The organism is Nocardiopsis sp. CNZ308 (assembly GCF_004217075.1).
Map to the genome: position 1 here is coordinate 825089 of NZ_SHKJ01000001.1, position 25603 is coordinate 850691.

Below are 25603 nucleotides of genomic sequence, written 5' to 3' on the forward strand. Positions count from 1 at the left end.
AAGGGAGGACGTGTGGAACGGGTTCCTGTGGTGTTCCTGCTGGTCGGCTTGACCGGATCGGGAAAGACCACCTACGCGCGGACCGTGCTGGAGCCGCGCGGTGCGGTGCGGTTGTCGGTGGACGAGGAGGTCCACCGGCGGCACGGCCGGTACGGGGTGGACTATCCGGAGTGGGAGTACTTCGAGCGCCAGGCCCCGGTCGTGGAGTGGGTGCGCGAGCGTCTGCTATCGCTGGTGTCCGAGGGCCGCGACGTGGTGGTGGACCACGGTCTGTGGCGGTGTGCTGAGCGGGCCGAGTGGAAGAAGCTGGTGGAGTCGGCGGGGGCGCGGTGGAGGTTGCTGTACTTCCCCGTGGAACACGAGGAGTTGCTGCGGCGACTGTCGGAGCGCAACCGCCGCCAGGACGCCAACGCGTTGACGGTCACGCCGGAGGCGTTGGCGGACTTCGTGGCCAGGTTCGACCCGCCGGAGGATGAGGGCGAGGAGGTCATCGCTCCGGGTTCGTTCCCGCGTGGGCCGGCCGCCAGCGGGTGAGGATCCGGTGGGCTTCGCCCTGCCAGCCGGGCGGGGTGCGGTCGAGGGTGACGGGACGGAATCGGAGCACGGGGTCGGCGGTGTCGATCCGTCCGCCGTTCTGACGCAGGTGTTCCAGGAGTCGGGCTGCCTCGTGGCGGACGGCCGGGCTGGTCTCGGTCCAGGCGCCGGAGGTGAAGCGGTCGATCCGGCGCCGAAGGTCGGCGTCGATTCCGTGCCGCCATTTGAAGTGGTGGACCACCGCGACCGGCCCGTAGGCGGGGTGGTGGCCAGGAGCGCGGTGGTTGCCCGAGGAGACGGTGACTCCGGAGCGGGCCAGGACGATCTTGCGGGGGTCCGCCAGCAGCAGGCGGTGGGTGAGCCAGCCGCCCAGGGGGTAGGCGGCATCCAACCGTGCTCGCGGGTCCTCCCCCACGGTCTCCGCTTCGGGCGGGCGCCATCCGTTCAGGTGTCCGGTGCGGGTGACGCGGTCGAGCATCAGACCGCGCACCACCGTGTGTCCCGCGGTTTCCGCTGCTGTCACGGTGTCGTCGAGGCTGGTGGCGAAGGTGTGGAACTCGTCGCTGTCGGCGATCAGGTGCCACTCGGCGTCGGCGTGGACCCGAAGGCGGTCGCGCAAGCTGGCGTTGGTGGTCTCGTGCCAGGGACCGTGCTCGACCAGTACCGGGGTGACGCCCAGGCGGTCGAGCGTCTCCCGCAGGCGCTGTTCACTTCCCTGCGGTGCGTGCTCGGGCAGGTGGAGTGCGAGGTGGAAGTCGCGGACTCCGAGCGTCCGGTAGTGGTCGACCCAGGCGTGGAGCAGAGATGTCTCGACGGGTCCGATGACGGCGATCAGTGGTGGGGGCATGGCTGTTCCTCCTCGGTGGCCAGGGTCTGGAGAAGCGCGAGCATCCGGGCCGGTGTGCGCAGCCCGAGGTCCTCAGCCGCTGTCGGCAGAGGAGTCAACGGCGGGTGCGTCGCGGCCTCATCGATGGCGTGGGCGAGCGCGACGGGGTTTTGGGGCGGGACGACGGCGGCCCAGGTTCGGACGCGCCCGGTCAGGTCGGGATCGTGGTCGGAGAGCAGAAGCGGGACGCCGAAGCGGGCGCAGTCCGCGACCAGCCCGGACTCCTTGCCCACTCCTGGGTGCCGGATGACGGCGGTGAAACTACTGGCGGCGTAGACCTGCCGGATGTCCGCGGGGTTCAGTGGGCCGGGTAGCGCACGGAGGACGACGCCGGGTGCTCTGGCCATACGGTCGAGCAGGTCCGGATCGGTGGGGCTGCCCGTGACGAGGACGTGCAAGGGCTGGGTGAGGTGTTCCAGAGCGGTGGTCACGGTCGCCATGTCCTTGTGCGGCCACCATCCGCCCACCAGGCACAGGACGGCTTCCCTCTCCGGTAGGCCGAGGGTCTGTCGTGCGCGGGTGCGTTCGCTCGGGCTGATGCGCTCGTCGGGGTTGGCGAGGGCGAAGGGGTGGACCGCGGTCCTGAGTGCGGGGAAGCGTTCGCGTACCTCGTCCTCCACGGACCGCGTCGGGCACAGGGCGAGGACCCGCCTGGGCGGGACAAGACGTCCGAGTGCCCGCACGATGCGGTCCTCGGTGGTGTTGACCTCGTGGACCACGCGCAGGTGCGGTGTCTGGGACAACGCGCGGGCCAGGCTGTGGAGGGCCTCGCTGGCGGTGAGGATCACGGCGGTCTCGGGGGTGCGGCCCAGCAGGTGGCGTGCGGTGTGCAGGGAGGCGGCTTCGGTCAGGCATCGGGCGACCAGGGTGATCTGGTGCGGGAGTCGCCGGTGTGGCAGCAGGTGCCGTGCCCTCGCGGCGGAGCGCTGCGCGCCCTTCCCCAGAGCGAGGAGAAGGCGGGCTTTGACGCCCTCCGGTCGTGTGGCCACTCGGACGCCGTGCTCTTGGAGCAGGGTGTGCACGTGGACGGGCATTCCGTTGAGAGTGATCACCGCGACCTGGTGGCCTGCGGTGGCGGCGGCACGGGCGAGGTGGGTGAGGGCGTGCTGCCAGTGCCCCGCGTGTTCGGTGGCTGGTTCGACCAGCGCCACTGCCCGCCTCACGACCGCTCCTGGGCACAGGCCGCGTCGAACCGGGCGCGCAGCCATACAGGATCGTTCAGACGCTGCCAGGCGGGGGCGTCGTCGGGTGTGCTGCGGGCGAAGGCGGTGCCGTCGCGCGCACCGCGTTGGACCCAACGGGTGAAGCGGCCTCCGGCCGGGGCGGACCAGGCGCGGAGCTGCTCGCGCGTGGTGTCGGTGTCGGCCCCGTACTCGCAGCCGCGGGTGAGCATCGCGACCTCCCGGAAGGCGGCCTTCCAGGCGTGGTAGGAACTCTGGTCGAAACGGGTGGTGCCCGCCACCTGGTCGAGGAACTCCACCCGCCCGGGGAGGGCGGCGAGGACGTCGACGGCCTCGCCCAGGTGGCGGAGGGCGTCGCGGCTGATGAGCTTCATCCCGCCGTAGCCGTAGGCGCGGCCGGTGACCGGGTTGGCGGCCTTCCACACCCGCATGGCCACGTCCTCGTCCAGGGCATCGGGTTCGAGGGTGAAGGTGGTGTGGATGTGGAAGTCGCCGTCAGCGAGGAGGAAGGCGTCGGTGTCGACCAGTTCGGCGGCGAGCCGGTAGGCGCGGCGCATGCCGACCACGCCATGCAGGCGTTTGACCGGGCGCTCCAGGACACGTTCCAGGCGGGTGTGCAGGTCGTTGGCGAGGGGTTCGTCGAAGGAGAGCATCACCGCGTCGGGGCGGGGGTTCACGCGATCGCCTCCAGGTAGCGGGCGGCCACGCGTTCGGGGGCCAGGTGGCGGGTGGAGTCGTGGGCGTGGCGGCTGTGGGCGGACCAGAAAGCGGGGTCCTGGACCAGGCGGTCGGCGAGCTTGACGGCTCCGTCGAGGTCGTGGGGGTCGAAGAGCAGGTCCTGGTGGACGGCCTCGGCCATCCACGCCATCCGGGGCGCGATGACGGGAACGCCCATGGCGTGCAGGTCGATGATCGACATGGACCAGGTGCAGCCGGGGCGCAGGGGTGCGAACCCGAGGGTGCTCTCGGCGAGGAAGGAGCGGTAGCGTTCGCGGTCGCCGCCATCGGTGCAGACGGTGACTCCGGGGGTCGCGGAGAGTCGGGCGAGGGCGTGTTCGGGGCTGGGGTCCAGGGCGATGCGGCTGGGGTCGCGGCGGCCGAAGAGGTCCATGACGCGGAGAGCGAGGCCGTTGGCGGTGACCCGCTGGGCGATGTCGACGAAGTGGCCGGTGCCGTAGTGGCGGTAGAGCCGGTGGTTGTACAGACCTGTCGGGTGCTCGGGAGCGGTGGCGTCGGAGCGGACCAGGCGGGGATCGCGGGGAGGCGGCACGATGTGGACCCGGTCGGCGACGCCGGCCCGGTAGGTGGCCGAGGCCTGGAGAACCCAGTCCCGGGCGGTGCGGGAGTGGACGAGGAGTCGGTCGCAGGCGGCCAGTCCGCTGGCGAAGGCCAGGCGGAGGGGGACTTCGAGGCCGCCGTCGCTGAGGGAGGCGTCCTTGACCAGTTGCCCGTGTTCGTCGACGGAGAAGGGCAGGTAGTGGCAGTAGCCGACGACCTGGGCGTCGCTGCCCGCGTCGAGCATCGCGGTGCGGACGGCGGGGGCGGCCTCGATCTGGTTGACCACGACGGTGTCCGGGCGGGTGGCGCGCAGGAGCTGGGCGAGGTAGCCGACGTCGTGTACGAGGCGCACGCGGTACTTGCTGGTGGCCGCGGGCGGGGGCACCATGTGGCGGACGCGGGTGTCGGTGACCGGGATGGGGCACACCAGCGTGACGTCGTATCCGGCGTCGGTGAGTGCCGGGGTGAGGATGTCGGCGTAGATCCACCCGGAGTCGGCGCTGAGCCGGGAGGCGTTGGAGATGTTGAGCAGGTAGAGCATGGACCTGGACATGAGGGCGCTTTCTTCGTTGTCAGGGCTCAGGGTCAGCGGGTGAGGAAGGTGCTCGCGGTCAGCAATGCGTCCACCTCGTGCTTGAGGAAGCGGCGATGGCCACCGGGGGTTCGGAAGCTGGTGATCCGGCCTTCCTTGGCCCACCGGGAGACGGTCCTGGCGTCCACGCGGAAGGTCTGGGCGACCTCTCCTGGCGTGAGTACGCGGAGGGTTCGGAGAGCGGGTGTCGTCGGTCCAGGGGATAGAGGCAACAGGGGTTCCTCTCTGAAGGTCGTGAGGCGCACGGGGGTACGGCCTGCGCGGCTGGTCCTCGTGTTCCTCGGGAAAAGCCTCGAAGGCGCCGGACAGGGTGTGTGGCGTTACCACCGAGGGTGAGTGCGATCAGCGGACATACGTGCTCGGGGCCGTGGGAGCGGGCGCAGGGGGCTCGTCGGCACGGTGGCCGGGCGGTGGTCCGCCCGCGCTGAAGGGCGCGGGCGGTTTCGTCGTGCGCGGGGCCGTGACGGACGTCCCAGGCCGCGGCGCGGCTGCTATCGCGTGGGCGGGAGGTGGCGGTCGAAGATCCCCCACACGGTGACGGGGCCTCCGGCGCAGCCGTCCCACTCCCAGTACAGGGCGAGCTCGGCCAGGCGTCGCAGCCCGCTCCCCTGCCGTTCGGGGTGCCCTTCAGCGGAAGGGGCCTCGGTGGGAACGGGGAAGGTCAACGGTGTTCCCGGACGGGGTCCGTCGTCGGTCACCGCCAGCTTGAAGGAGAAGGGTTGTTTCTCCAGCCTGATCCGCACGGTCCCGCCCGGCAGGCCGGAGGCGGTGTGCGCCAAGGCGTTGCGGTGGAGGATCGTCACAGCCTCGAGCAGCCGTTTGCGCTGGCTCGCGGGCGAGTTGCAGCGTGGGAACAGCCAGCGGGCGGCCGTGCGGATGTGGTGCGGTTCGTGTCCGAACTCGGCGATCCACATGTTGGGGTCGGCGCAGCGAATGCGGCGAGGCAGCCGCGGCAAGGCGTCGGAAGGACTGGGGGCGTTACCCCGGCTTGTCCCGAGCTGGGTACTCTCCTGCATGTTGTCACCTGGAGTGTCGAGAACGCATGGGTGAGGCCGTGTCCCGGGGCTGCTGTAACAGTCGCCGGGACTTTCTCGTCTGAGGTGGCCCGCGAGCCTCGCCTTCTCTCGATGCGCCACGGCCCTCTGGCCGCACGTATGGCACGCGGGCGCAGCGGTATCGGGTACGAGCTGGGAAGCTCGGACCACCTTGACTCTTCAAGCATGACTAGGGATTCCCAAATGTCAAGGGGAATCCATGATCCCGCTGGGAAGGTTAGGATCAGTATCATGAGACGGATACCGCGCACCCACAGTCCCAGCGTGCGTCGACGGCGGTTGTCCGCCGAGCTGCGCCGCCTACGCTCCCAGCACAAGCTGACGTTGGAGCAGGCCGCGCAGAGCACCCGCATCCCGAAGAGCCGCCTGGGACGGATCGAGACCAGCGACCTGAAGACCGTCAAGGCCACCGACCTGGACGCCTTGTTGGACCTGTACGAGATCACCGACGCGGGAACCCGTGAGGCCATGCACTCCTTGGCGCGTGAGGCGGGAGAGCGGGGCTGGTGGTCGCGGTACCGCGACGTGTTCGGCACGCACGCGCTTCCGGACTTCGAGACGGAAGCCTCGGTGATCCGCACCTACGAATGCCAGGTCGTGCCCGGGCTGCTACAGACCCCGCGCTACGCGGACGCGCTCGCCCGGGGCACCGCGGCCTTGGACGACGCCGAGATCAAGCGGCACGTGGACGCTCGGATGGAACGGCAACAGATCCTGACCCGGTTCTATCCACCGGAGTACTACGCGGTCGTCGACGAGGCCGCCCTGCGCCGCCAACCCCAGGACCTCGACATCATGCGGGAGCAGCTCGAGCACCTGGTGGAGGTGTCGACCCGGCCGAACATCCACATCCACGTCCTGCCGTTCAGCGCGGGGCTGCACGCCGCGACGATCGGCAGCTTCGTCATCATGGACTTCCCCGAACCCCTGGACCCTTCGATCGGGTTCGCCGAAACTCCTACGGATAGTCTGTTCGTAGAGACCGATCCTGAGCTGGCCCGGTACAACGCCATGTGGCACGCGGTGCACAACGCGGCGTCCACCCCGGCTCAGTCACGTGAGTTCCTCCAGGGTGTCCTGGCGGCGTTAGAGAGTGGACACTGATGCACAACCTGTCGTGGCGCAAGTCCTCCTACAGCGGAGGAGGAGCGCAGAACTGCGTCGAGGTGGCGGAGCTGCCGACCGGTTCCGCCGTCCGCGACTCCCAGCACCCCGACGACGCGCAGCTGGCCTTCCCCTCTCCCGAGTGGAGCACCTTCCTCCGCCAGGTGAAGACTCAAGGCCGCTGACTCTCCTACGTCACGTCGGCTCCCGGAACACCCACCGGGGGCCGACGTGCGTCCAGCTCGTCGCATGAACGTTCTGCGGCAGGTGACGGGAGGCGATCCCGGCACACCAGAGCTTCCACACGCTCAGCCTCCGAAGACACGACGAGCTTTTAGGGTGATGGTGTGGACTTCAACGCCGATGCGTGGGCGCACCTCCGAGCCACCCGCGCCAACCCCCCTGCCCCTGCCCGTGGGTGTGACCAGCGACGTGTGACCTACCAGTTCGGACTGGAACAGGCCGAGCAGCTGTTTCGACAGGCGGCCGCGGCTTCACCCGCGACCCGCCCCCTGCCCCTCTTCTACGGCCTCAGCCAAGCCGGGAGAGCGATCGCAGCAGCCACGTCTACGGCCATCGACGACGAATGGAAGCTCACGGGACACGGCATCCACGCCAAGAACTTGTCCGGTCAACTCCCCAATGTGCAGATTTCGACCGGTCCGGCGGACAAGGCAGGCAGCTTCACCCGATTGTCCCAGTTCCTCGGCTCACCTGTCTGGGGCACGACACCCGTGCGTCTGGAGCTGTTGTGGGACTGCCTGCCCGAAGCCGAGGAGTGGCCGCTGTGCCGTTCACTCACCCAGCAACGACGTATCCCGCTCCAGGCCGACTACCGGATTCCCGAGATCGAGCAGCCGATAGTTCGCGCGGTAGTCCGGCCATTGCCGTACTGGGTCGTCTCCTCGTCCCGCTGCCAGCCTCTCTCCGATTACCTAGACGGCTTCCCCGACGTGTTGGGCTACGACGTCGATCGCACCGGACCGGGTGTGGACGCCGATCCCGCCTACCAGCTGCTCGACGATGAGACCGGCGAGGTCACGCTGAAGTGGACAGCAGACCTGGGGGAGCACTACACCGACCGCGTCGAGCTACTCAACGCCAAGACGCGGACCTACCTAGGTGACCGATATTTCTTCCCTGGCCCTGGCCCTGGCACGCCCGGCGCGGACCGCGGCTTGCATCCGCTCATGGCGTGGTGGGCGGTGCTGTACGCCCTGTCGATGCTGGCCCGCTACCAACCGGTCGAGTGGGCGCGACACATCGATGTGAACACCAGCGAGTCTGCCGTACCGATCGAAGAGCTCCTACGCGCAGCTTTAGGCATCCTCCCGGAGCTGATCCGGGAAACCATCGATGAGGTCCGGAGGTAGGCCCCAGTGAGGGCTGCAGCCCGCTACCGCGATCGTGATCACAGCACTGTCCATACGGGTAGCCCCAGTACCAGAACAACGTACGTCGAGGGCACTCCGGAGGTAGGGATGCGCACGATCGGGGTCGACCTGGCCGTTGCAGCCCGCACCACCGCAGCCGCTGAGATCACCTGGGGCAAGCACGGCGCCATCGTCGGGCCTGCGCGCCAAGGATGCACCGATCAGGACCTACTGGACCTGCTGAGCAGTCTGGGCCCCGGCGACCGTGCCGGTATTGACTCCCCCTTCGGCTGGCCGGTCGACTTCGCCAAGGCCGTACACGCACACACCCATCAGGGCCCCTGGCCGGGGCGCGGCCGTGACCGCGCGGAGCACTATGCGGGGCTGCGGTTGCGCCGCACCGACCTGCGTGTGCGCCAGCTGACCGGTGGTCGTCCGTTGTCGGTGTCCTTCGACAAGCTGGGTGCTACCGCCGCTCGCTGGGCGTATCTCGCCGACGCCCTGGCCCGCAGCGGGCGGCCCGTTGATCGGGCCGGGGCCGGCACGGTCGTGGAGGTGTATCCGGCGGCTTCCCGCGTCCAGTGGGGGCTGGGGCCCGAGCGAAGTATGCGGGAACTTCTGGAATCGGCCCGGTTCTTGGAGTGCTCTGAGGAGCACCGGCGTGCCTATGACGCCAGTGAGCACGCTTTCGATGCCCTGATCGCGGCGTTGACCGCGCGTGCCGCTGCCTTCGGGCTCACCGCCCGGGCTGAGGGTGAGGAAGTCGCCCTGGCCGAGCGGGAGGGATGGATTCATCTTCCCGAGGGTGAAAGCCTGGCGCGCCTGGGCTGAGCGGACGCCGCGAGGTGTCGGGCGCGAGGTCGTCCACTGCCCTTGCAGCAGGAGGCCCGTGCCGACGCACCCCGAAGTCCGTGCCGATGCGCGCGGCCACTGGTCACCGGTCCAGGACCGGAATGCTCAACAGCCGGAAGTCGCCCCGGCGGCCCTCCAGGCGCGAGTAGCGCGACCAGGCGCACCTGTATGCGCCGCGCAGTCGGATGGGATCGGTGCGGCCCTTCATAATGCCCCGTCCGGTGTTGGGCCCCCAGGCCCGTACTCCCGCGAGCTGGCTGTCCTCATAGACACGGAAGGCGTCGGCGTTGGTGGCCCGGCCATGGTCGGGACGACTCCAGTAGCCCGGCTCATTGGACAGCACCAGCACGCCGCCGCTCCAGCCCGGCGCGTGGCCGGTCAGCTGTTCCACGCGGCTGATGTCCTTGACCATGTCGTAGCCCCGGACGTCCTGGGCGCCCTGGTTCGCCAGGTCGAAGCGCTCGCCCGCCACCGTGCCGCTCCAGGCGGCCTTGAGGTACTTCAGCTCCAGCGCCAGGTGCCGGTTCTGCTCCGGGGCGGAGATCAACAGGTCCAGGTGTCCCACGGCGGTCTTGACCTCCAGACGCACCCGGAGAGCGGGCTCGAACAGGTGCGCCGTCCAGGCCAGGGCGTGCTGGAAGTCCGCCTCGGAGTGGAACACCGGCCGCGTCCGCTTCAGCTCCTCGAGCCATGCCCCGACACGCAGCCCCCAGTAACCAGCCATGCCGGAGAACTTAGCGGGTGCTGAGCAACCGAGGAAAGCCATCCTTCACCTCAGGGCCCGACCCCAGACAGAGAACCCCGCCCGGAGGGACACCGAACCCGTCCCGCGGACCCACCGCAACCAGGACACACTCTTGCTCCACTGCCCCATCGGTCGTAGCTTCCATAGCCACCCTGAGCAGGAGCCACCACCAAACCCCGGCGGATGACGGGAGGCGATCCCGGCACACAACACTGGTGGCCGCTCAGACACCGGAGGTTTCGCCTGCGTTGCTACCTCGCAGAAGCGATGAGGACAGCTCGTCGCGCTAGGTCCACTTCTGTTGATATCCCTCGCAGTGGCGTTGAAGACCCGTGCCCCATCGGGGTGCGGCCATCGCTCTTCGGTGACGTGCGAGCTCTGGCCAGCCCACCGCCCAGGATCCAACGAGCGCGCCCTGAGGTACCCCCCGAAACTCTTCCCGACATCCCGTCGGTATATTTACCGACGTGGCGTCGGCAAGTGACGCCCTCACATGCACGCAGAGAGGTCCGACATGTTTCTAGCCATGCGCGAACTGTGGTTCGCGCGTTCCCGCTTCGGACTGATGGGGGGAGTCATCTCCCTGATCGCGGTGCTGATGGTGCTGTTGTCGGGGCTGTCCTCGGGCCTTGTGGAGGACGGGGTGTCCGGCCTCCAGCGCCTTCCCGTTCACAGCTTCGCTTTCGACGAGGAAACAGAGATCAGTTCCTCCTTCTCCCGCAGCCGTGTGGACGAGGAGCAGCTCCAGGAGTGGCGTGACCAACCCGATGTCGCTGAGGCCGCGTTCTTCGGCAACCTGCTCGTCAACGCCCGCAGCGACAACGACGTGCCCATCGACCTGGCCCTCTTCGGTGTCGAGGAGGACTCCTTCCTCGCTCCGCGGGCCCACGAAGGCGACGACCTGGGGCAGCGCGACGGCCTGGTCGTCTCCCAGAGCGCGATCAAGGCGGGGATCGCCATCGGCGATGTCCTGACTGTGGACCGGTTGGGCACCGAACTGGAAGTCGTCGGAGCTTTGGAGGACAAACACACCTACGGCCACGTCGACATCGCCTACCTGCCTCTGGAGACCTGGCAGGAGATCTACGCCGGTGTCGCTCCCGAGCAGGAGGCCGATCCCGCCGTCTACACCGAGGCGACCGCCCTGGCCCTGCGTGCGGAATCCGGTGAGGAGATCGACCACTCCGCGGGCGACAGGGCCGCCGGGACGATGAGCCTGCCGCTGGAGGAGACCTTCGCCGCCTCTCCCGGATACAGCGCGGAGACTTCGACCCTGGACCTGATCAAGGCCTTCCTGTACGCGATCTCCGCGTTGGTCATCGGTGTCTTCTTCACCGTCTGGACGATCCAGCGCAAGCATGAGCTGGCCGTGCTGCGCGCGATGGGTGCCTCCACCGGCTACCTCATGCGCGACGGTCTTGGACAGGCGCTGGTCATTCTGGTCGTGTTCTGTGCCCTCGGGCTCGGTGTGGGCATGGGAACCGGTTCCCTGATCACCGGTTCAGGGGTGCCCTTCCTCTTGGAGGGGGCCGCGGTCGCGACGGCGGTGGTCCTGCTGATCGTTCTCGGACTGTTCGGCGCGATGGCCGCGATCATCCGTATTTCCTCGATCGACCCTCTGGCTGCCCTGGGAGGACAGCGATGACCATCACCACAGCATCCAACGCAGAACCCACCGATAGGAACGCCGAGGGACTCCTTCTCGAAGGCGTGACCCTGCGCTTGGGCGATGGGGACACCACCGTCACCGCCCTGGACGACGTGTCCATCGCCGTGCGCCCCGGTGAGCTGGTCGCGGTGGTCGGCCCCTCGGGAGCCGGTAAGTCCAGCCTGCTCGCCGTCGCCGGCGCCCTCACGGTGCCCGACTCCGGCGCCGTTCGTGCCAACGGCAAGGACATCACCGCCTTGTCCAAGCGGGCCCGAGCACGCTTCCGCCGCGACCACATCGGTTTCGTGTTCCAGTCGGGCAACCTGCTCGGCGCCCTCACCGCCACCGATCAGTTGCGCATGATGGCCCACCTTGGACGCGGGGGCGGAAAGCGCGACCCCCAGCGACTCCTGGAAGAGGTCGGCATGGGTGAGAAGGCGAACCGGCGGCCTCATCAGCTCTCCGGTGGGGAACGCCAGCGGGTCGGGATCGCCCGCGCTCTGATGGGTGAGCCCGGGGTCCTGCTCGTGGACGAGCCCACGGCGGCGCTGGACCGTGCCCGCAGTCACGAGATCGTCCGGTTGCTCGCGCAGGAGACCAAACGGTCCGATGTGGCTACGATGATGGTCACCCACGACCACGATGTCCTGGAGTACTGCGACCGGATCGTGCAGATGACGGACGGTCGTCTATCGGAATGAGCACGGAGGGGCTCTTGCCTCGGATCACAGCGGCCACGCTGGCCGACCACCAGGCCAACCAGCGCCGGGCCGTGCTCGACGCGGCGCGGGAGATCTTGGCCGAGGTCGGCGGCGGCGCCCTATCCCTGAGCAAGGTCGCCGCCCGGGTCGGCCTGGCGCGCTCCAGCCTCTACCAGTACTTCGACTCCCGCCAAGATCTGCTCGACGCACTAGTCGAGGATCTGTTCCCCCGCTGGTCGCAACTGGTGACCGGCGCGATGGAAGGGGAACCGTCCCCGGCCCTGCGCGTGCTCGCCTACGCCAACGCCAACCTGCGGTTGGTAGCCGACGGAGAGCACGCGGTGGCCGGAGCGCTGGCCGCCGCCTCACCCGGAGCAGACTTCGCCGAGCGCAGCCGTATGATGCACGACCAACTCGCGGCCCCTCTGACCGAGGCGCTGGAAGCTCTGGGAGTCCCGAACCCGTCGGCCACCGCGGAACTGGTCAACGCCGTAGTCCACAAGGCTTCGCGCATGATCGAGTCCGGTACCTCCCTGGAGGACACCTCGGCGAGGGTCGAAGAAATCCTCCGCCCCTTCCTCACGGACCAGGAGAACCGGCACAGTTCCTGAGTTCGCTCTTTTCGGGCCTACCGGCCCGGGAAGGCGCCAGGATCGACCGTGATCCTTTGAGCCCGTGCGGAGCCCTCTTGTTCCTACCACCGCACAAAAGCAACTTTTCCTATTGACGGCCCTGGGGTGGCTCTGCCGTCCACAGAATCCTGCCTTCCCGGACTGATCGTCGCCGACCGCTAGGAGTAGCGGCGTGTCAGGCATGCCCCGAACGGACCTGTTCCCAAGGTTTCGGGCTGCACGCCGAACCCCGGGTCTTCTCCACTTCGACTTGCGCCGTGCCCGAAACCACCGAAAAGGAAAATGATGTGAACAGCGAAAGCCCCGATCAAATCGCACAGAGCATGGCCTCGGCCAGCGACACCCTGATCATCGCCATGGTGGTGACGTACGCGGTCGCCCTACTCCTCTTCGCTTTGGAGGCTGCCTTCGGCCGACGCACCGAAATCTCAGGAAGTCGGCTCTGGGGTCGAAGGACGCTCCGCTCAGAGCAGGAAAATCGACCCTCAGATGTGATCACCACCGAACGCGCCGAACAAAAGACCACCGCACCCAGAAACGCCCTGGGGCGCTTGGCCCTGGCCATCACAGGAGCGGGATTCCTACTCACTCTGGCGCAGGTCGTCACCCGGGGACTCGCTGCGGGGCGCTGGCCTTGGGGCAATATGTTCGAGTTCGTCGTCACTCTCTGCTTGGTAGCCGTCGGAGGGCTCCTGTACGCCTCCTGGAGATACCGGGCCCGTTTTCTGGGCGTGTTCGTGCTAGTACCGGTGCTGATCCTGTTGGGCATCGGCGTCCGCTGGCTGTACGTCGACCCGGGACCGCTGATCCCAGCGCTGCAGTCCTACTGGGTACCGATCCACGTCCTCGCCGTGAACATCGCGGGCGGCGCCTCCATGGTCTCGGGGGCGGCCGGAGTCACCTATCTCCTCTCGCGCCGGGCTGAGACGAAGCGTGCCCGAGGCGAGAAGGTCGCCGGGATCGCGGGCCGCCTGCCCAGCCCCGAACTGTTGGACCGCATCTCGCACCGGTTCATCCTCTTCGCCTTCCCGCTGTGGACCTTCGGCATCATCGCCGGTTCGATCTGGGCAGACGAGGCCTGGGGCCGTTTCTGGGGCTGGGACCCCAAGGAGGTCTGGTCGTTCATCTCCTGGGTCATCTACGCCGCTTACCTGCACGCGCGGGCGACCGGCGGATGGCGCGGGCCCAAGGCGACGTGGATCAACGTGCTGGGCTTCGCTACCGTCCTGTTTAACTTCTTCGCGGTGAACTACATGTTCAGCGGCCTGCACTCCTACGCCTGAGGAAACCGAGAGGGCTCTTCGCCGCAGGAAGACACGCCTGTGGCGAAAAGCCCTTCCTTTCGGTGAAGAGAACGAGCAGTCCTTACCTCTGCGGCTGGCACGATGATGTTAACTGCCGTAGACGAGGGTCGCCGAGATCCATTCGGCCAGATATTTGAGCTGATCGAAGGCGTCCGTTCCCGAACGGGTCAAAGATGCTGAGGTTCTCGCCCACCACGTCTGCGGCCAAGCGCATCGCGCAGGCTGTTTTGTGCCGGGTGTGATGGAGGGTCATCGGCACGGCCGAGCCCTGAGGAGGTTGGGCGGGTTCTTCGACCGACCGCTACATCAGCAGAAGGATTCACGGCCTCCCCACCAGCCAGTACAACTGAAACCGTTGCTCGCTGACAGAGCACGCACTGCAAGAGCACGAGAGCAATCCTCCGAAAACCTCGCCCTTAACCATCGGATGCTTCCCCCGCTTGCGTGCTCCGTTTGTGCTCCGCAGTTTTGGACCGGGACGTCACCAGGGGACACGGCATGGCACGGGACGGCATCCTGATTCGGATGTTGCCGGACGGAACGGTACGTAGCAACACATGGCGTTACGTGACCACTTCTAATCCGATGGTCGCAGGTTCGAATCCTGCCGGGTGCGCCACAAAATCCCAGTTCAAACGGTATGAGCGGGGAACTCAAGCGAAGTCCTCGCCGTGTTTTCGAGGCTTGTGTGCTCCTGGTGTGCTCCCCAGCACAAGGTGGGGGTCGACCTCGCGGAGCACTTTGCTATCTCATGACCCTGGCAGCCGGGCAGACCGACCCTGTTGGCCGACGCGGGCCGCCTCAAGGCCAGACACGGCTCTCCACCATGGAGGTCATAGCGCCGTGGCGGCTGGAACCCGCACTGCACCCTGAAATGTGGCCGCCGGCCGCTACCCACCCATGACCCGAGCAGGTCAGGCGGGTTTTCGGCGGCGTGGGGAACTGTGGGAACGATGCGGGTAGGGCCTCTCCTCACCGGGATCGCTGCCGATGCGGCATACTCCGACCGCTTCTTCCGGCCTTCGGCGTGCGTCACCGTTCATCAGGTCTCGTCTCTGACGGGGATCGACTCCCCCAGCGTTGGTTTGAGGCAGTGTCCCCCGCCTTGACAGGAGCATCGCCCGACTCCCTAAACTGTACTGACGCGTCAGACTAGTTTGGGGTGGGTATGGGATCCGACAAGACGGACAACGCGCCGGGTTCGGTTCAGCGGCGGGCGCTCGTGGTGGGCTCCGGGATGGCCGGGTGCGCGGCGGCGTGGTGGCTGGAGCACGAGGGCTGGGAGGTCGTGCTCGTCGACAAGGAGGTCGAGCCCTACCCGAGCAGTTATCTGCTGCAGCTGGACGCAGAGGCGGTAAAGGTCCTGCGGCTGATGGGCGGTGAGGAGATCCTCAATGAGGTGACCTTCCCCGCACCGGAGATGTCGGTGCGCTGGGGCGAGCGCCGGGTCCGCGAGTTCAAGGTCGACGGTGCGAGGGATTGGCGGATCGCCCGTCGTTCGGCGCTGCTGCAGAGGCTGTTCGCGCATATTCCGCCCGGTGTCGAGACACGCCTGGGTGTTGGGCTCGAAGCTCTGGAACACCGTGACGAGGACGTCCTGGCCCGGTTCGGTGACGGTTCGACCGAGTCGTTCGACATGGTGGTCGGGGCGGACGGCCTGCACTCGACGGTGCGCCGGCTGACCTTGGCCTCCGAAGAACAGAGCGTGTACCTCAACGGCCGAAGCCACGTATGGATCAACGCTGACGTGCCCATGCCCGAGGGGCGCGCGGTGATCGGCTCCCGCGAAGAGATGCTGTCGCTGATCTACCCGTATCCGGACAGCGGCCAGACCTCGGTCACGGCGGTCGTTCCTTTGCCGGGGGCAACCATGCCCGACATGCGAATACTGGTCGATCGGGTCTGCGACGCGGTCGAACGCCTGGGCCCGGACATGCGCGAGATCGCGGTGGCGGCACGCAAGTCCGAGGACGTCAAGCTGACCAGGTTCTCCCAGGTCCGGTTGCCGCGCTGGTACACACGCCGGGTGGTGCTCCTGGGCGACTCCGCGCACTGCATCGACCCGGTGTCCGGGATGGGCGCGCACGCGTCCCTGCCGGGGGCCAAGGCGCTGGCCGAAGCCCTGCGGAGCACCGATGACCTCACGGTCGCCTTCGCCCGGTTCGAGGCGGAGATGCGGCCCTTCGCCCAGACCGCGCAGAGCATCACGGCTCGGGCCGTCGAGTACAGCACCGGGGCGCCGGGAGGCGGCCGGGCGGCCACCTTGGTCGGAGGCGCCGGAGACCTTGTGGGCACCCTCGGGGCGAGGCTGGCAAGATTCAACAGCCGCAGGAGTGCCGTGCGTCGGGCTTGAGACCCCGCCCCGGCGGGCCGACAGCGGTCATGAGGTCGCATCCCCGGCCATCTGACGATGCCGCCACCGTACGTGAGAGAGGAATCGATGGGACGCACAGCGGGACGAGAGCCCGAGGACACCAAGCGCTTGATCCTGGACGCCGCGCGAGGCGTCGTCGCGAAGCAGGGGGCCCGGGCGACCCTTGACGACGTGGGCGCCATGGCAGGGCTGAGCCGCGGGGCTGTGATCTACCACTACAGCTCGAAGAACGCCCTGTGGACGGCCCTGGCCCACGACGTTCTCGCCCAGTTCCACCGGACGGTCCACGAGCGGCTGGAGGACGGCCGGGCGCCCGGGCGCCTGGCACGCGCCTTCGTCCGCGCCTCGCTGGAGGACGACAGGATCGATGCCGTCGGCGAGCGGTTGTTCCTGCTGGCCGCCCTCTCCGTTACCCCCGGGGTCCCCGAGATCATCGCCGAGGACGGGGCCCGCTGGAAGGCCGAGATGGCCGAGGACGGAATCTCCCTGGGGGCCCGCGCCGTCATCCTCAGTGCCGTCGACGGCGTCGGCATGATGACCGGATGGGGGCTCAAGCCCGATCGCGCCGAGCTGGACGCCCTGCGCGCTGAGCTGGAGAACCTCACCGTCTCCGGCTCCTAGCACCGCGCCGTACGCGTCGGCGGCTACGGCTCGGTGCCGCCCGAGTGTCGCGTGAGCCTGCCGTGGCTCCTCGTCGAACGGTGGTCACGCGCGGGGCGGGCCCGGTGACCGCCCGGACGGCGTGGACACCGTCCGCCCGGGGACAGGAGCGCGCAGACCGAGGAGACGGTCCCCGCCACCATCGGTGGCGCTGTACGGACGCCGGGATGCGCTCGCGTCCCGGCGACCGGCGACCGGGAAGGACACAAGCGCCCCGGCCGGGACCGGGAGTGCGCGTTCGCGGTCCACCGCCACCGGTGGGCCCCGGATGAGGCCCGGACCACGTGTTCCTCCAAGGGGTGGCGGCCGTTGGAGGGATCCTCGTCATGGCCCCTCCCCTGGCCCTTGCCCGGGATGACCCATACGATTGAAACTGTACTGACTCGTCAGTATAGTATTTGGCGCACAACAAGCCGGAACGAACACGAACGGAGCACGACCATGAACAGTGCCAGCACCCGGTTCACCGACGTCGTCGTCGTCGGTGCCGGACTCGCCGGGCTCACGACGGCGGACCAGCTCGCCCGGGAGGGGTACGACACCGTCGTCGTCGAAGGCCGGGACCGTGTCGGCGGCCGGGTCCGCGGGGCCGAGATCGCCGGGGTCCCCGTCGACGCCGGAGCGACCTGGGTTGCTCCGGGCCACACGGCGGTACGCGATCTCGCGAGCCGACTCGGCTACGAGTTCACCCCCCAGTTCCACCAGGGCAAGGGGGTCATCTCCTTCGGCGGCAGGCGCAGGGTCGAGAGCCTCACCGCCCTGGCCCCCTGGTCGATGCTCGACCTCGCGCGGATCATGGGCGTGCTGCAGAAGATGGTCGACGGCCTTCCCGTCTCCTCCCCCTGGGTGCATCCCCGGGCCGACCAGTTCGACTCGATGTCCTTCGGCGCATGGCTGACCTCCAAGCACGCCCTGCAGGACACCCGCAAGTTCATGAACATGCTCAGCCTGGTGCACTGGGGAGCACCCGTCGACGACGTGTCCCTGTTCAATGTGATGCGGTACATCAAGACCCTGGGCGGCATCGAGCACATGCTCTCCGTCGAGGGCGGCGACCAGCAGGACAGGATGCTGGGATCGATGTACACCCTGGTCAGCAGGTTCGCCGACACCCTGGAGTCGGAGGTGATCGTCGGCTCCCCGGTGGAGCGCGTCACCACGGCCGGCGACCGCGTCACGGTCGAGGCCGGCGAGCACACGGTCCAGGCCCGGTACGTCGTCGTGACGGCCTCGCCGGTGCACCGCTCGACCATCGAGTTCACCCCAGCGCTCCCGGAGTCCCACTACGGCCTCTCCCGCAGTTGGCGGCTGGGGTCGCTCAGCAAGGCCTTCGTCGCCTACGACCGCCCCTTCTGGCGGGACCGGGGTCTGTCCGGGGAGGGAATGTCCGACGACGAGACCGTCTTCCTGACCTTCGACGTCAGCCCCGGCGCCGACGGCCCCGGCATCCTCATGGTCTTCTGCGACGGACGCGGGTTCGACGCCTACGACGAGGGCGAGCGCCGACGCCGCGTCATGGAGCACCTCGTCCACCTGTACGGGGAGGCAGCGCGCTACAGCACCGACTACACCGACTTCTCCTGGGCCAACGACACGTTCGCGCCCGGCGGACCGAACCCGGCGGTCGCGCCGAAGGCGTGGACGTCCTTCGGGCGGTTTCTCCGTGAGCCGGTCGGGCGCGTGCACTGGGCGGGTACCGAGACCGCCGACGAGACGTCCGGCACCATGAACGGCGCGATCCTGTCGGGTCGGCGGGCGGCGGCCGAAGTGGCCGCCCGCCTGCACGCCGATCGGTAACGACACCGGCTCGGATCGGTCCCCGGCCCGCCGCGCCCCCTGTCCGTCCACCGCGCCCCGTCGGCTTCGGCTCATGGAGCCGGCAGGAGGCCGGATCAACACGGACAGGGGGGCGGTTCGCGCAAGTGCGGCGGCCGCCGGAGCACCAGGACCGGGCGGAGGCTCCCACCGCGTCCGCCCGTGAGGCCCCGGGGTTCGCGAAGCCGCCCCGCCCCTCCCGGCCTGACCTCGTTTCGCCGCCCGGGTCGGCTCGGCCGCCTCACGGAGGGCGGCGGCGCACCCCCGCCTCGGCGCCGGAGTACAAAAATGCCCCACGGCCGCCGGTGGAACCCGGGCACGACCCTGGGGACCGTCGGTGCCGCGACCGCCCCGGGGTCCACCAGCCGCCGTAAGGAGGTCAGTGCCCCTTGGACACGTCCAGCGTGCGGGGGGTCAGGACGAACACCACGGCTGCGGCGACGAGCATGATCACCCCGCCCACACCGCTGACGAGCATCAGGCCGTGCACGAAGGCCTCCTGTGCCAGGGCCGCGGCCCGCGCCCCATGCGGCCCGAGGGCGGCGAGAACCTGCAGGGCCCCGGCCAGGGACTCCCGCGCCACGGCGACCCCCTGCGCGTCCAGCCCCGCCCCGGTGAGCGCCGACGCCGGCAGTTCGGTGCGGTAGAGGGCGGCGGCGACGCTGCCCAGGACCGCGACACCCAGCACGCTGCCCAACTCGTAGGAGGTCTCCTCGATGGCCGCCGCGCTGCCCGCGTGCTCGGCGGGGCTGCCCGACATGATGATCGCCGAGGCGATGGCCAACGACCCCATGCCCGCGCCGAACAGCACCTGGGCGATGGCCACCGGCGTGTAGGCGAGCGGCTCGGGTGCGAAGGCCAGCACCGCGAAGCCCAGGGCGAACAGCACCAGGCCGCCCACCAGCACGGTACGGGCGCCGATCCGCTGGGCCAGGGCGGGCGCGAGCGGGGAGACCACGGTCGCGGCGACGGCCATCGGCAGCAGCCGCAGGCCCGCCTGGAGCGGGGTCAGGCCCTGGACGAGCTGGAGCCACTGCGCCGCCAACAGCAGGGTGGACCCCAGGGCCAGCGTGGTGAACAGCGCGGCGAGCACACCGGCGGTGAAGGTGGGCGAGGCGAACAGACGCACCCGCAGCAGCGGCTCGTCGCGGCGCAGGCACCGCAGGACGAACCAGGTGAGGGCGGTCGCCGCCACCGCCAGCGCGGCGAGGGCGGGCGCGTCGGCCATCCCCTCCTTGGCCAGGCGTTTGACGGACCAGACCAGGGCCGCCATGCCCGCGATCGACAGCACGGTGGCCAGCGCGTCCCACCGGCCGGGGCGGGGGTTGCGGGCCTCGGGCAGCAGGAGCAGACCCGCCACCACGGCCAGGGCCATGCAGGGCACGTTGACCAGGAACGCCGAGTGCCAGGAGAAGTGCTCCAGCAGCAGCCCGCCCACGACCGGGCCCACCACCGCGCCCAGGGCCGCGACCGCCGACCACACGCCCAGGGCGCGGGCGCGCTCGCCGGGGTCGGTGAACATGCTGCGGATCATGGACAGGGTCGAGGGCATGATCATCGCCCCGCCCACACCCAGCAGGGCGCGCACGGCGATCACCGCCTCCGCGGACTCGGCGACCAGGATCAGCAGGGAGGCCCCGCCGAAGATCGCGAAGCCCGCGAGAAGCGTCCTCCTGCGCCCCCACCGGTCGCCCAGAGTACTCATGGTGACCAGCAGCCCCGCCAGCACCAGGGCGTAGACGTCCACGATCCACAACTGCTGGGCAGAGGTCGGCGCCAGCGCCGCGGTCATCTCGGGCAGGGCCACGTTGAGGATGGTCATGTCCATGACCACCACCAGCAGGCTGGCCGAGAGCACGGCCAGCGCGCTCCAGCGGCGCCGCGCCGACAGGCCCTCGGCGGTGGGTGCGGTGGAGGGGTTCGATGTGCTCACGTCGTGCCCTTGGAGTCGATGCCCATCAGCGCGGCGATCGCCGCACCCAGCTCTTCCTGGTCCAGGGGGATGTCGTTGAGCAGGGCGTACAGGACGGCGCCGTCCATGTACACCGCCGTCGCCCTGGCCGCTCGCGGTGAGGTGTGAGCGGACAGGATCTCGGCCATGCTGTGGACCCACCGCCGCGACAGCGGCCTCAGGTCGGGCTCGTGCACCCCCGCGAAGTACAGAACGTTCTCCCCCAGCACCCGGTCGCGATCGGCCAGGTAGAGGCACAACTGCTCGGCGATGCCCTCCGGCGCTCCCCCGCAGGCGGTCACGGCCGCCGCGATCTCTTCGAGGTCCTCCTCGGTCTGAGCCGCGATGGCCTCCAAAGCGGCGACCCGCAGGTCGTCCAGGGTGGCGAAGTAGTAGGTGGTGGCCCCCAGCGGAACCTGGGCGCGCTCGGCGACCCGCCGATGGGTCAGGGCGGCCGGACCGTGCTCGACCATCTCCTCCACTGCGGCCTCGACGATCGCCCGACGGCGGCCCTCGGGATCCTTGCGCGCGCTCATCCGCGGTTCCGGAGCTGCGTGGAGGCTGCGGTCAGGAACGGCATGGTGCGATCCCCTCTCATTAAGTACAGATGTACAAGTACAAACGTACACAATGAGGGGGACGCCGCTCCGTGTCGTGCGCCACACGGGCCGACGGTCCACGGCCGCGTCCGTCTCGGGCACCGGCTGAGCACGGCGGGAGACCCGGCGGGAGAATCCCTGGTCCGATCGGCCACCGGCTCCGAGCACGGGGAAAGCCCGGGTCGGCGCGGGTGGGCCCGTGCGCCGTCCCGGGGCCGGGGCCGCACCGCCCCCGGTGTGCGGGCGGTTCGCCGCCGTTCCCATGCGGACTTCGGCGGCTCCTACCGGCCGCCCAGCCGCTTGTGCATCGTGTCCAGTGTCGGCCAGGGAGGACCCTCGTGCAGCGCGCGCAGGAGCTCCTCTCCGAATCGCCTCCCGTGGGGGAACTCGTCGCCGCGGTCCCAGCGCCACGCCGCGACCATCGCGAGGACGAGCTGTCGGCACTCGTCCAGCAGCCCCTGGTCGATGTTCGGGTAGTGCTCGCAGACCGCTTCGGGAACGTGGGCGAGGTCGAACTCGACGGGTCCGCGGCAGCACGTCTCCAGGTCGATGAACAACGGGCCGTTCTCCGTGCTGAGCACGTTGCCTGGATGCGGCTCGCCGTGGAGCAGCTGCTCCACGGCGCCGCGCTCCCCGATCGTCCGTCGCAGGCCCGCCAGCCTGCCGCCGAGGAAGACGCGGTCAGCGTCGGCCAGGGCCGGCGAGCGGTCCGGGTCGGCGACGATGTCCTGCGCCCGGGTGATCCGGTCCGTGAACCGCGGGCTCGGCACATCGACCCGGCGCATGCCGGCGTGCAGCAGTTCCAGCGCCCTGGCGCAGGCATCCGGTGGGACGTGGGGTGTCACGGGCTCGTAGTAGGTCCACAGCGTCACGGTGAAGCCGTCGCGCGTGTGCACACGCGGGTCCGCCCGGGGCTCCAGGGGGCACACCGGGGCCCCCGCCGCGACGAGCCGCCGGGCGAGTTCGACCTCGAACCGCGCGACCTCCTGTCCCGCGGGGGCGACCCGGGCGAAGACGTCGCACGGTGTCAGCCGCAGTGCCAGCTTGTTCGAGTTGTGGAGCACGGTCGCGCCGCTGACCGGCAGGCCGAGCGACGCGGCGACCGAGGTCGCGGCCGCCATCGCACGAGTGACGTCGGACATCTCCATGCCCAGATCCTGGCGCACCGGCCGCCGGTAGTCTCCCCGTTTTCCGTGCGGGGCACGGGGTGGCTCGTGCCGCCCTGCGGTCCGACGCGTCCACCGCCGCCCCGACGCGCGCCCCCGGGCCGCACCGCACCGGCCCGGTCGCCCCGCGCGCCGACGTACCGCTGGAAGGCCGAAAAGCTCCTCCCCGGCCCGGGACCACTCGGCGAACGCCCCTCGCGCAAGGGTGTAACCCGCGGTCACCGGTCGTCACGCGAAGGGTCCGTGCGGCGGTTGGAGGGTTCGGGACCGGGTAGTGGTTGCCCCATGCTGCTGATGAGGCCACCGGGTGTGTACCCAGCTCAGGAGGACACCTCCCTGCTCCGTACCGTGCTGCGCCAGCGCGGCCGGGTCGCCGGGCGCTCCGTCCTCGACGTCGGTTCGGGCACCGGGGCGCTGGGCATCGAGGCCTTCCGCGCCGGTGCGGCCAGCCTCACCTCGATCGACCTGTCGCGCCGCTCGGTACTGGCGAGCTGGCTCAACAGCCGACTGCATGGGGTCCCGGCGACGGTCCGGCGCGGCGACCTGTTCGCCCCCGTGGCCCCGCGCCGCTTCGACCTCGTGCTCGCCAACCCGCCCTACATGCCCGCTCCCGGGCGGCGGCTGCCCCGCCACCGGATGGCGAGGTGCTGGGACGCGGGGCCGGACGGGCGGATCCTGCTGGACCGCATCTGCGCGGGGGCGCCCTCGGTGCTCAGCGAGGACGGCGCGCTCCTGCTCGTGCAGTCCGAGCTCGCCGACGAGCAGGCCACGTTGGACCAGCTCAGGAAGGCCGGGCTGGTGCCCGAGGTCCTCGCCAGGGCCCGCATCCCGTTCGGTCCGGTGCTGCGCGCGCGTGCCGCGGCGCTGCGCGCCCGCGGACTGCTCGGCCCCGACCAGACGGAGGAGGAACTCGTGGTCATCGAGGCGTGCCATGGCTGAGGACCGCCGCCGGGTCGTCGTCACCGACGACGGCCCGGTCCTCGTCTACGGCCCGGTCGACGTGGAGGCGCCCGACGGAACGCGCGTGCGCAGCGACCGGGCGGTCACCGCGCTGTGCGTGTGCGGCCGCAGCAGGCGCCGCCCGTTCTGCGACACCAGCCACCGTCGGCGCGTACGCGGTGACGAGGGGAAGGAGTACGGACCATGACCATGACGACGCCGGAGGCTCCGGCGCTGCCAGCCCCCCGCGGTCCGGTCTCCGAGGCGGTTCTGGACGCGCTGCGCGGGAGCCGGACCGGGTTCCCCGCGGTGGACGGGTCCCCGCCCTACGGTGAGGACCTCCAGCTCGCCCTCTACTGCTGCTACGAACTCCACTACCGCGGGTTCGGGGGAGTCGACGCCGACCGCGAGTGGGATCCGGCGCTGCTGACGTTGCGCGCCGAACTGGAGGGGGCCTTCCTCGGCGCGCTCAGGGACGAGGTGGCCCCCGGCTCGGACGTCGGGAGCGAGATCGGCGCGCTCCTGGTCGAGCACGTCGACGCGTTCGGTACCTCCCACCACCTGCGCCGCCACGGGCAGCTGTGGCAGCTGCGCGAGTACGTCGCCCACCGCTCGCTCTACCACCTGAAGGAGGCCGACCCGCAGACCTTCGTCATCCCCCGCCTGCACGGCCCCGCCAAGGCCGCCCTCGTGACCGTGCAGCACGACGAGTACGGCGCGGGGGACCCCGAGCGGACGCACTCCACGCTCTTCGCCGACATGATGGCCGAGCTGGGCCTGTGCGCGGACTACGGCGCCTACCTCGACTCCGCCCCCGCCGAGATGCTGGCCGAGGTCAACTTCATGTCGCTGTGCGGTCTGCACCGCCGGTTGCGCGGAGCGCTGATCGGACAGTTCGCCACCGTCGAACTCACCTCCTCCCCCGGATCGGACCGGCTGGTCAAGGCCATGCGGAGGCTGGGTTGCGGTCCGGCCGCCATCCGGTTCTACGCCGAGCACGTCGAGGCCGACGCGGTGCACGAGCAGCTCCTGCGGCGCGAGGTGATCGCGCCGCTGCTGGACAGCGAACCCGAGCTGGCCCCCGACATCGTGTTCGGCATCCGCGCCAGCACTCTCCTGGCCGCCCGGCTGGAGGAGTACCTCCTGCGGCGGTGGGGCCGCGGCGAGTCGAGCTTCCGCGACGGGACGGACGTGAGGGAACCATGAGAACACCTGGACCAGCGGTGCGGGCCCGTGTGCTTCCGCTCGCCGACAGGGGCGACGCGGTGCCGGACGACACCGTGGTGCGCGACTGCCTGCGGCAGTCACCGCCCCGGCTGCCGCCCTGGCTCGGCTACGACGCGGTCGGCTCCGCACTGTTCGAGCGGATCACCGATCTGCCCACGTACTACCTGACCCGCGTGGAACGCGACCTGTTGGAGCGCCACTCCGCGGAGATCGCCGAACTGCTCGCCTGCGGGCGGATCGCGGAGCTGGGCAGCGGAAGCGCGAAGAAGACACGGCTGCTGCTGGAGAGCTGTCTGCGCCTGCGCGGGACCGCCTACCTGCCGATCGACGTCGACCGGGGCATGCTGGAGTCCAGCGGCGCCGCGTTGTGCGCGGAGCTGGACCGCCTGGAGGTCACGGGCCTGTGGGGACGCTACGAAGCAGGTCTGGACTGGCTGCGCACCCATCCCGGTGAGCCGCTCGCGATCACCTTCCTCGGCAGCAGCTTCGGCAACGCCACCCGTGGGGAACGCGACGCGCTGCTGGGCGAGATCGCCCGGACCCTGCGCCCGGGCGAGGCCTTCCTGGTCTCCGCCGACCTGGACAAGGGCCGCGAGGCCCTGGAGACCTGCTACAACGATCCCGCCGGGTACTCGGCCTTCGCCGACTTCCGGATCAACTACCTCACCCGGTTGAACGACCTCTACGGCGCCGGTTTCCTGCTCGACGACTTCGTCCCGGAGGCGCGTTACGACGCGGACACCACCACCGTGGAGGGGCGCCTTCGCGCCCGGGCCGACCAGGCGGTGCCCGTACCGGGTCTGGGGCTGACCGTGCGCGTACCGCGCGGGCGGTTCCTCAACGTCGGCTACTCGGTGAAGTTCGACGGGCAGGGGCTGGCCGACGAGGTGGGAGCGCACGGTTTCAGCCTGGGAGCCCGGTGGCTGGACCCCGAAGCGCAGTACGGACTCTTCCTCTTCCGCCGTGACGGGGGCTGAACGACCGGCG

Annotated in this window: 26 protein-coding genes; 16 read left to right on the plus strand and 10 right to left on the minus strand. The window is 69.7% G+C overall.

The annotated features are described in order from the left end of the window. Positions 1 to 12: 12 nt before the first annotated feature. The gene (locus EV372_RS03455; RefSeq protein WP_486484089.1) at positions 13 to 534 is read left to right on the plus strand and encodes an ATP-binding protein; all 522 of its coding nucleotides are present in this window, start codon (positions 13 to 15) and stop codon (positions 532 to 534) included. On the opposite strand, the gene EV372_RS03460 is transcribed toward EV372_RS03455, so the two are convergent. The 6 genes from EV372_RS03460 to EV372_RS03485 all read right to left on the minus strand — a co-directional run bounded on the left by EV372_RS03460 (position 488) and on the right by EV372_RS03485 (position 5427). Beyond that, positions 488 to 1381 (minus strand): glycosyltransferase family 2 protein, encoded by an 894-nt coding sequence (locus tag EV372_RS03460; protein ID WP_130394813.1) that lies wholly within the window; start codon positions 1379 to 1381, stop codon positions 488 to 490. The two genes, EV372_RS03455 and EV372_RS03460, sit on opposite strands and share 47 nt — an antisense overlap. Next, positions 1366 to 2583 (minus strand): glycosyltransferase family protein, encoded by a 1218-nt coding sequence (locus EV372_RS03465; RefSeq protein WP_130394814.1) that lies wholly within the window; start codon positions 2581 to 2583, stop codon positions 1366 to 1368. Before EV372_RS03465 ends, EV372_RS03460 begins: the two co-directional genes overlap by 16 nt. Next, on the minus strand, positions 2580 to 3278 hold the full coding sequence (locus EV372_RS03470; protein ID WP_130394815.1) for a hypothetical protein: 699 nt from the start codon (positions 3276 to 3278) through the stop codon (positions 2580 to 2582). Before EV372_RS03470 ends, EV372_RS03465 begins: the two co-directional genes overlap by 4 nt. After that, positions 3275 to 4432: a glycosyltransferase gene (locus EV372_RS03475; protein ID WP_130394816.1), complete on the minus strand. Its 1158-nt coding sequence runs from the start codon at positions 4430 to 4432 to the stop codon at positions 3275 to 3277. Before EV372_RS03475 ends, EV372_RS03470 begins: the two co-directional genes overlap by 4 nt. A 32-nt stretch (positions 4433 to 4464) precedes the next feature. Beyond that, on the minus strand, positions 4465 to 4683 hold the full coding sequence (locus EV372_RS03480; RefSeq protein ID WP_130394817.1) for a BldC family transcriptional regulator: 219 nt from the start codon (positions 4681 to 4683) through the stop codon (positions 4465 to 4467). Positions 4684 to 4962: 279 nt separating this feature from the next. Then, positions 4963 to 5427, minus strand: a complete 465-nt coding sequence (locus EV372_RS03485) for an ATP-binding protein (protein WP_130394818.1) — start codon at positions 5425 to 5427, stop codon at positions 4963 to 4965. Positions 5428 to 5757: 330 nt separating this feature from the next. On the opposite strand from EV372_RS03485, the gene EV372_RS03490 reads away from it, so the two are divergent. From EV372_RS03490 to EV372_RS03505, 4 genes are all read left to right on the plus strand, one after another. Further along, the gene (locus EV372_RS03490) at positions 5758 to 6630 is read left to right on the plus strand and encodes a helix-turn-helix domain-containing protein (RefSeq protein ID WP_465819421.1); all 873 of its coding nucleotides are present in this window, start codon (positions 5758 to 5760) and stop codon (positions 6628 to 6630) included. Next, the gene (locus tag EV372_RS03495; protein WP_130394819.1) at positions 6630 to 6815 is read left to right on the plus strand and encodes a DUF397 domain-containing protein; all 186 of its coding nucleotides are present in this window, start codon (positions 6630 to 6632) and stop codon (positions 6813 to 6815) included. The genes EV372_RS03490 and EV372_RS03495 overlap by 1 nt, the downstream gene beginning before the upstream one ends. Before the next feature lie 249 nt (positions 6816 to 7064). Beyond that, positions 7065 to 8003, plus strand: a complete 939-nt coding sequence (locus EV372_RS03500) for a YaaC family protein (protein WP_130394820.1) — start codon at positions 7065 to 7067, stop codon at positions 8001 to 8003. 108 nt (positions 8004 to 8111) lie between these two features. Beyond that, positions 8112 to 8834 (plus strand): DUF429 domain-containing protein, encoded by a 723-nt coding sequence (locus tag EV372_RS03505; RefSeq protein WP_130394821.1) that lies wholly within the window; start codon positions 8112 to 8114, stop codon positions 8832 to 8834. A gap of 103 nt (positions 8835 to 8937) precedes the next feature. Here the strand turns inward: EV372_RS03505 and EV372_RS03510 are convergent, their stop codons facing one another. Beyond that, positions 8938 to 9579: a hypothetical protein gene (locus tag EV372_RS03510; RefSeq protein ID WP_130394822.1), complete on the minus strand. Its 642-nt coding sequence runs from the start codon at positions 9577 to 9579 to the stop codon at positions 8938 to 8940. Between the two features lie 547 nt (positions 9580 to 10126). On the opposite strand from EV372_RS03510, the gene EV372_RS03515 reads away from it, so the two are divergent. The 7 genes from EV372_RS03515 (at position 10127) to EV372_RS03545 (ending at position 18716) form a co-directional block, all read left to right on the plus strand. Next, the gene (locus EV372_RS03515) at positions 10127 to 11245 is read left to right on the plus strand and encodes an ABC transporter permease (protein ID WP_486484090.1); all 1119 of its coding nucleotides are present in this window, start codon (positions 10127 to 10129) and stop codon (positions 11243 to 11245) included. Next, entirely contained in the window at positions 11242 to 11949 is a 708-nt protein-coding gene (locus tag EV372_RS03520) for an ABC transporter ATP-binding protein (protein ID WP_130394824.1), read from the plus strand. The genes EV372_RS03515 and EV372_RS03520 overlap by 4 nt, the downstream gene beginning before the upstream one ends. Positions 11950 to 11963: 14 nt before the next feature. Further along, the gene (locus tag EV372_RS03525; protein ID WP_130394825.1) at positions 11964 to 12560 is read left to right on the plus strand and encodes a TetR/AcrR family transcriptional regulator; all 597 of its coding nucleotides are present in this window, start codon (positions 11964 to 11966) and stop codon (positions 12558 to 12560) included. Between the two features lie 344 nt (positions 12561 to 12904). Next, positions 12905 to 13864, plus strand: a complete 960-nt coding sequence (gene ccsB / locus EV372_RS03530; RefSeq protein WP_130398734.1) for a c-type cytochrome biogenesis protein CcsB — start codon at positions 12905 to 12907, stop codon at positions 13862 to 13864. Between the two features lie 1189 nt (positions 13865 to 15053). Beyond that, complete coding sequence (locus EV372_RS03535) at positions 15054 to 16238, plus strand: FAD-dependent oxidoreductase (protein ID WP_130394826.1); 1185 nt, start codon at positions 15054 to 15056, stop codon at positions 16236 to 16238. Between the two features lie 87 nt (positions 16239 to 16325). Beyond that, entirely contained in the window at positions 16326 to 16880 is a 555-nt protein-coding gene (locus EV372_RS03540) for a TetR family transcriptional regulator (protein ID WP_130394827.1), read from the plus strand. Positions 16881 to 17360: 480 nt separating this feature from the next. Further along, positions 17361 to 18716, plus strand: a complete 1356-nt coding sequence (locus EV372_RS03545) for an FAD-dependent oxidoreductase (protein WP_130394828.1) — start codon at positions 17361 to 17363, stop codon at positions 18714 to 18716. Positions 18717 to 19113: 397 nt separating this feature from the next. On the opposite strand, the gene EV372_RS03550 is transcribed toward EV372_RS03545, so the two are convergent. From EV372_RS03550 to EV372_RS03560, 3 genes are all read right to left on the minus strand, one after another. Beyond that, positions 19114 to 20667, minus strand: coding sequence for an MFS transporter (locus tag EV372_RS03550; RefSeq protein ID WP_486484091.1), 1554 nt, complete (start codon positions 20665 to 20667; stop codon positions 19114 to 19116). Then, positions 20664 to 21221: a TetR family transcriptional regulator gene (locus tag EV372_RS03555; RefSeq protein ID WP_130394829.1), complete on the minus strand. Its 558-nt coding sequence runs from the start codon at positions 21219 to 21221 to the stop codon at positions 20664 to 20666. The genes EV372_RS03550 and EV372_RS03555 overlap by 4 nt, the downstream gene beginning before the upstream one ends. 344 nt (positions 21222 to 21565) lie before the next feature. Beyond that, positions 21566 to 22432, minus strand: coding sequence for an aminoglycoside phosphotransferase family protein (locus EV372_RS03560; RefSeq protein ID WP_197044357.1), 867 nt, complete (start codon positions 22430 to 22432; stop codon positions 21566 to 21568). Positions 22433 to 22744: 312 nt separating this feature from the next. Between EV372_RS03560 and EV372_RS03565 the strand changes: the two genes are divergently transcribed. Genes EV372_RS03565 through EV372_RS03580 form a run of 4 tightly spaced genes read left to right on the plus strand, consistent with a single transcriptional unit; the run spans position 22745 to position 25593 of the window. Further along, on the plus strand, positions 22745 to 23389 hold the full coding sequence (locus EV372_RS03565; protein WP_130398737.1) for a HemK2/MTQ2 family protein methyltransferase: 645 nt from the start codon (positions 22745 to 22747) through the stop codon (positions 23387 to 23389). After that, the gene (locus tag EV372_RS03570; protein WP_130394830.1) at positions 23382 to 23597 is read left to right on the plus strand and encodes a CDGSH iron-sulfur domain-containing protein; all 216 of its coding nucleotides are present in this window, start codon (positions 23382 to 23384) and stop codon (positions 23595 to 23597) included. Before EV372_RS03565 ends, EV372_RS03570 begins: the two co-directional genes overlap by 8 nt. After that, positions 23594 to 24595, plus strand: a complete 1002-nt coding sequence (locus tag EV372_RS03575; protein WP_130394831.1) for an iron-containing redox enzyme family protein — start codon at positions 23594 to 23596, stop codon at positions 24593 to 24595. The genes EV372_RS03570 and EV372_RS03575 overlap by 4 nt, the downstream gene beginning before the upstream one ends. Further along, positions 24592 to 25593, plus strand: coding sequence for an L-histidine N(alpha)-methyltransferase (locus EV372_RS03580; RefSeq protein WP_130394832.1), 1002 nt, complete (start codon positions 24592 to 24594; stop codon positions 25591 to 25593). Before EV372_RS03575 ends, EV372_RS03580 begins: the two co-directional genes overlap by 4 nt. Positions 25594 to 25603 lie beyond the last annotated feature (10 nt).

What these genes read in the sequence shown, in the direction of transcription:
- EV372_RS03460 (WP_130394813.1), bottom strand. Translation starts at nt 1,381, where the DNA reads ATGCCCCCACCACTGATCGCCGTCATCGGACCCGTCGAGACATCTCTG.
- EV372_RS03475 (WP_130394816.1), bottom strand. Translation starts at nt 4,432, where the DNA reads ATGTCCAGGTCCATGCTCTACCTGCTCAACATCTCCAACGCCTCCCGG.
- EV372_RS03540 (WP_130394827.1), top strand. Translation starts at nt 16,326, where the DNA reads ATGGGACGCACAGCGGGACGAGAGCCCGAGGACACCAAGCGCTTGATC.
- EV372_RS03560 (WP_197044357.1), bottom strand. Translation starts at nt 22,432, where the DNA reads ATGGAGATGTCCGACGTCACTCGTGCGATGGCGGCCGCGACCTCGGTC.
- EV372_RS03520 (WP_130394824.1), top strand. Translation starts at nt 11,242, where the DNA reads ATGACCATCACCACAGCATCCAACGCAGAACCCACCGATAGGAACGCC.
- EV372_RS03570 (WP_130394830.1), top strand. Translation starts at nt 23,382, where the DNA reads ATGGCTGAGGACCGCCGCCGGGTCGTCGTCACCGACGACGGCCCGGTC.
- EV372_RS03565 (WP_130398737.1), top strand. Translation starts at nt 22,745, where the DNA reads ATGAGGCCACCGGGTGTGTACCCAGCTCAGGAGGACACCTCCCTGCTC.
- EV372_RS03495 (WP_130394819.1), top strand. Translation starts at nt 6,630, where the DNA reads ATGCACAACCTGTCGTGGCGCAAGTCCTCCTACAGCGGAGGAGGAGCG.
- EV372_RS03490 (WP_465819421.1), top strand. Translation starts at nt 5,758, where the DNA reads ATGAGACGGATACCGCGCACCCACAGTCCCAGCGTGCGTCGACGGCGG.
- EV372_RS03545 (WP_130394828.1), top strand. Translation starts at nt 17,361, where the DNA reads ATGAACAGTGCCAGCACCCGGTTCACCGACGTCGTCGTCGTCGGTGCC.
- EV372_RS03515 (WP_486484090.1), top strand. Translation starts at nt 10,127, where the DNA reads ATGCGCGAACTGTGGTTCGCGCGTTCCCGCTTCGGACTGATGGGGGGA.
- EV372_RS03555 (WP_130394829.1), bottom strand. Translation starts at nt 21,221, where the DNA reads ATGAGCGCGCGCAAGGATCCCGAGGGCCGCCGTCGGGCGATCGTCGAG.
- EV372_RS03575 (WP_130394831.1), top strand. Translation starts at nt 23,594, where the DNA reads ATGACCATGACGACGCCGGAGGCTCCGGCGCTGCCAGCCCCCCGCGGT.
- EV372_RS03510 (WP_130394822.1), bottom strand. Translation starts at nt 9,579, where the DNA reads ATGGCTGGTTACTGGGGGCTGCGTGTCGGGGCATGGCTCGAGGAGCTG.
- EV372_RS03535 (WP_130394826.1), top strand. Translation starts at nt 15,054, where the DNA reads ATGGGATCCGACAAGACGGACAACGCGCCGGGTTCGGTTCAGCGGCGG.
- EV372_RS03505 (WP_130394821.1), top strand. Translation starts at nt 8,112, where the DNA reads ATGCGCACGATCGGGGTCGACCTGGCCGTTGCAGCCCGCACCACCGCA.
- EV372_RS03580 (WP_130394832.1), top strand. Translation starts at nt 24,592, where the DNA reads ATGAGAACACCTGGACCAGCGGTGCGGGCCCGTGTGCTTCCGCTCGCC.
- ccsB (WP_130398734.1), top strand. Translation starts at nt 12,905, where the DNA reads ATGGCCTCGGCCAGCGACACCCTGATCATCGCCATGGTGGTGACGTAC.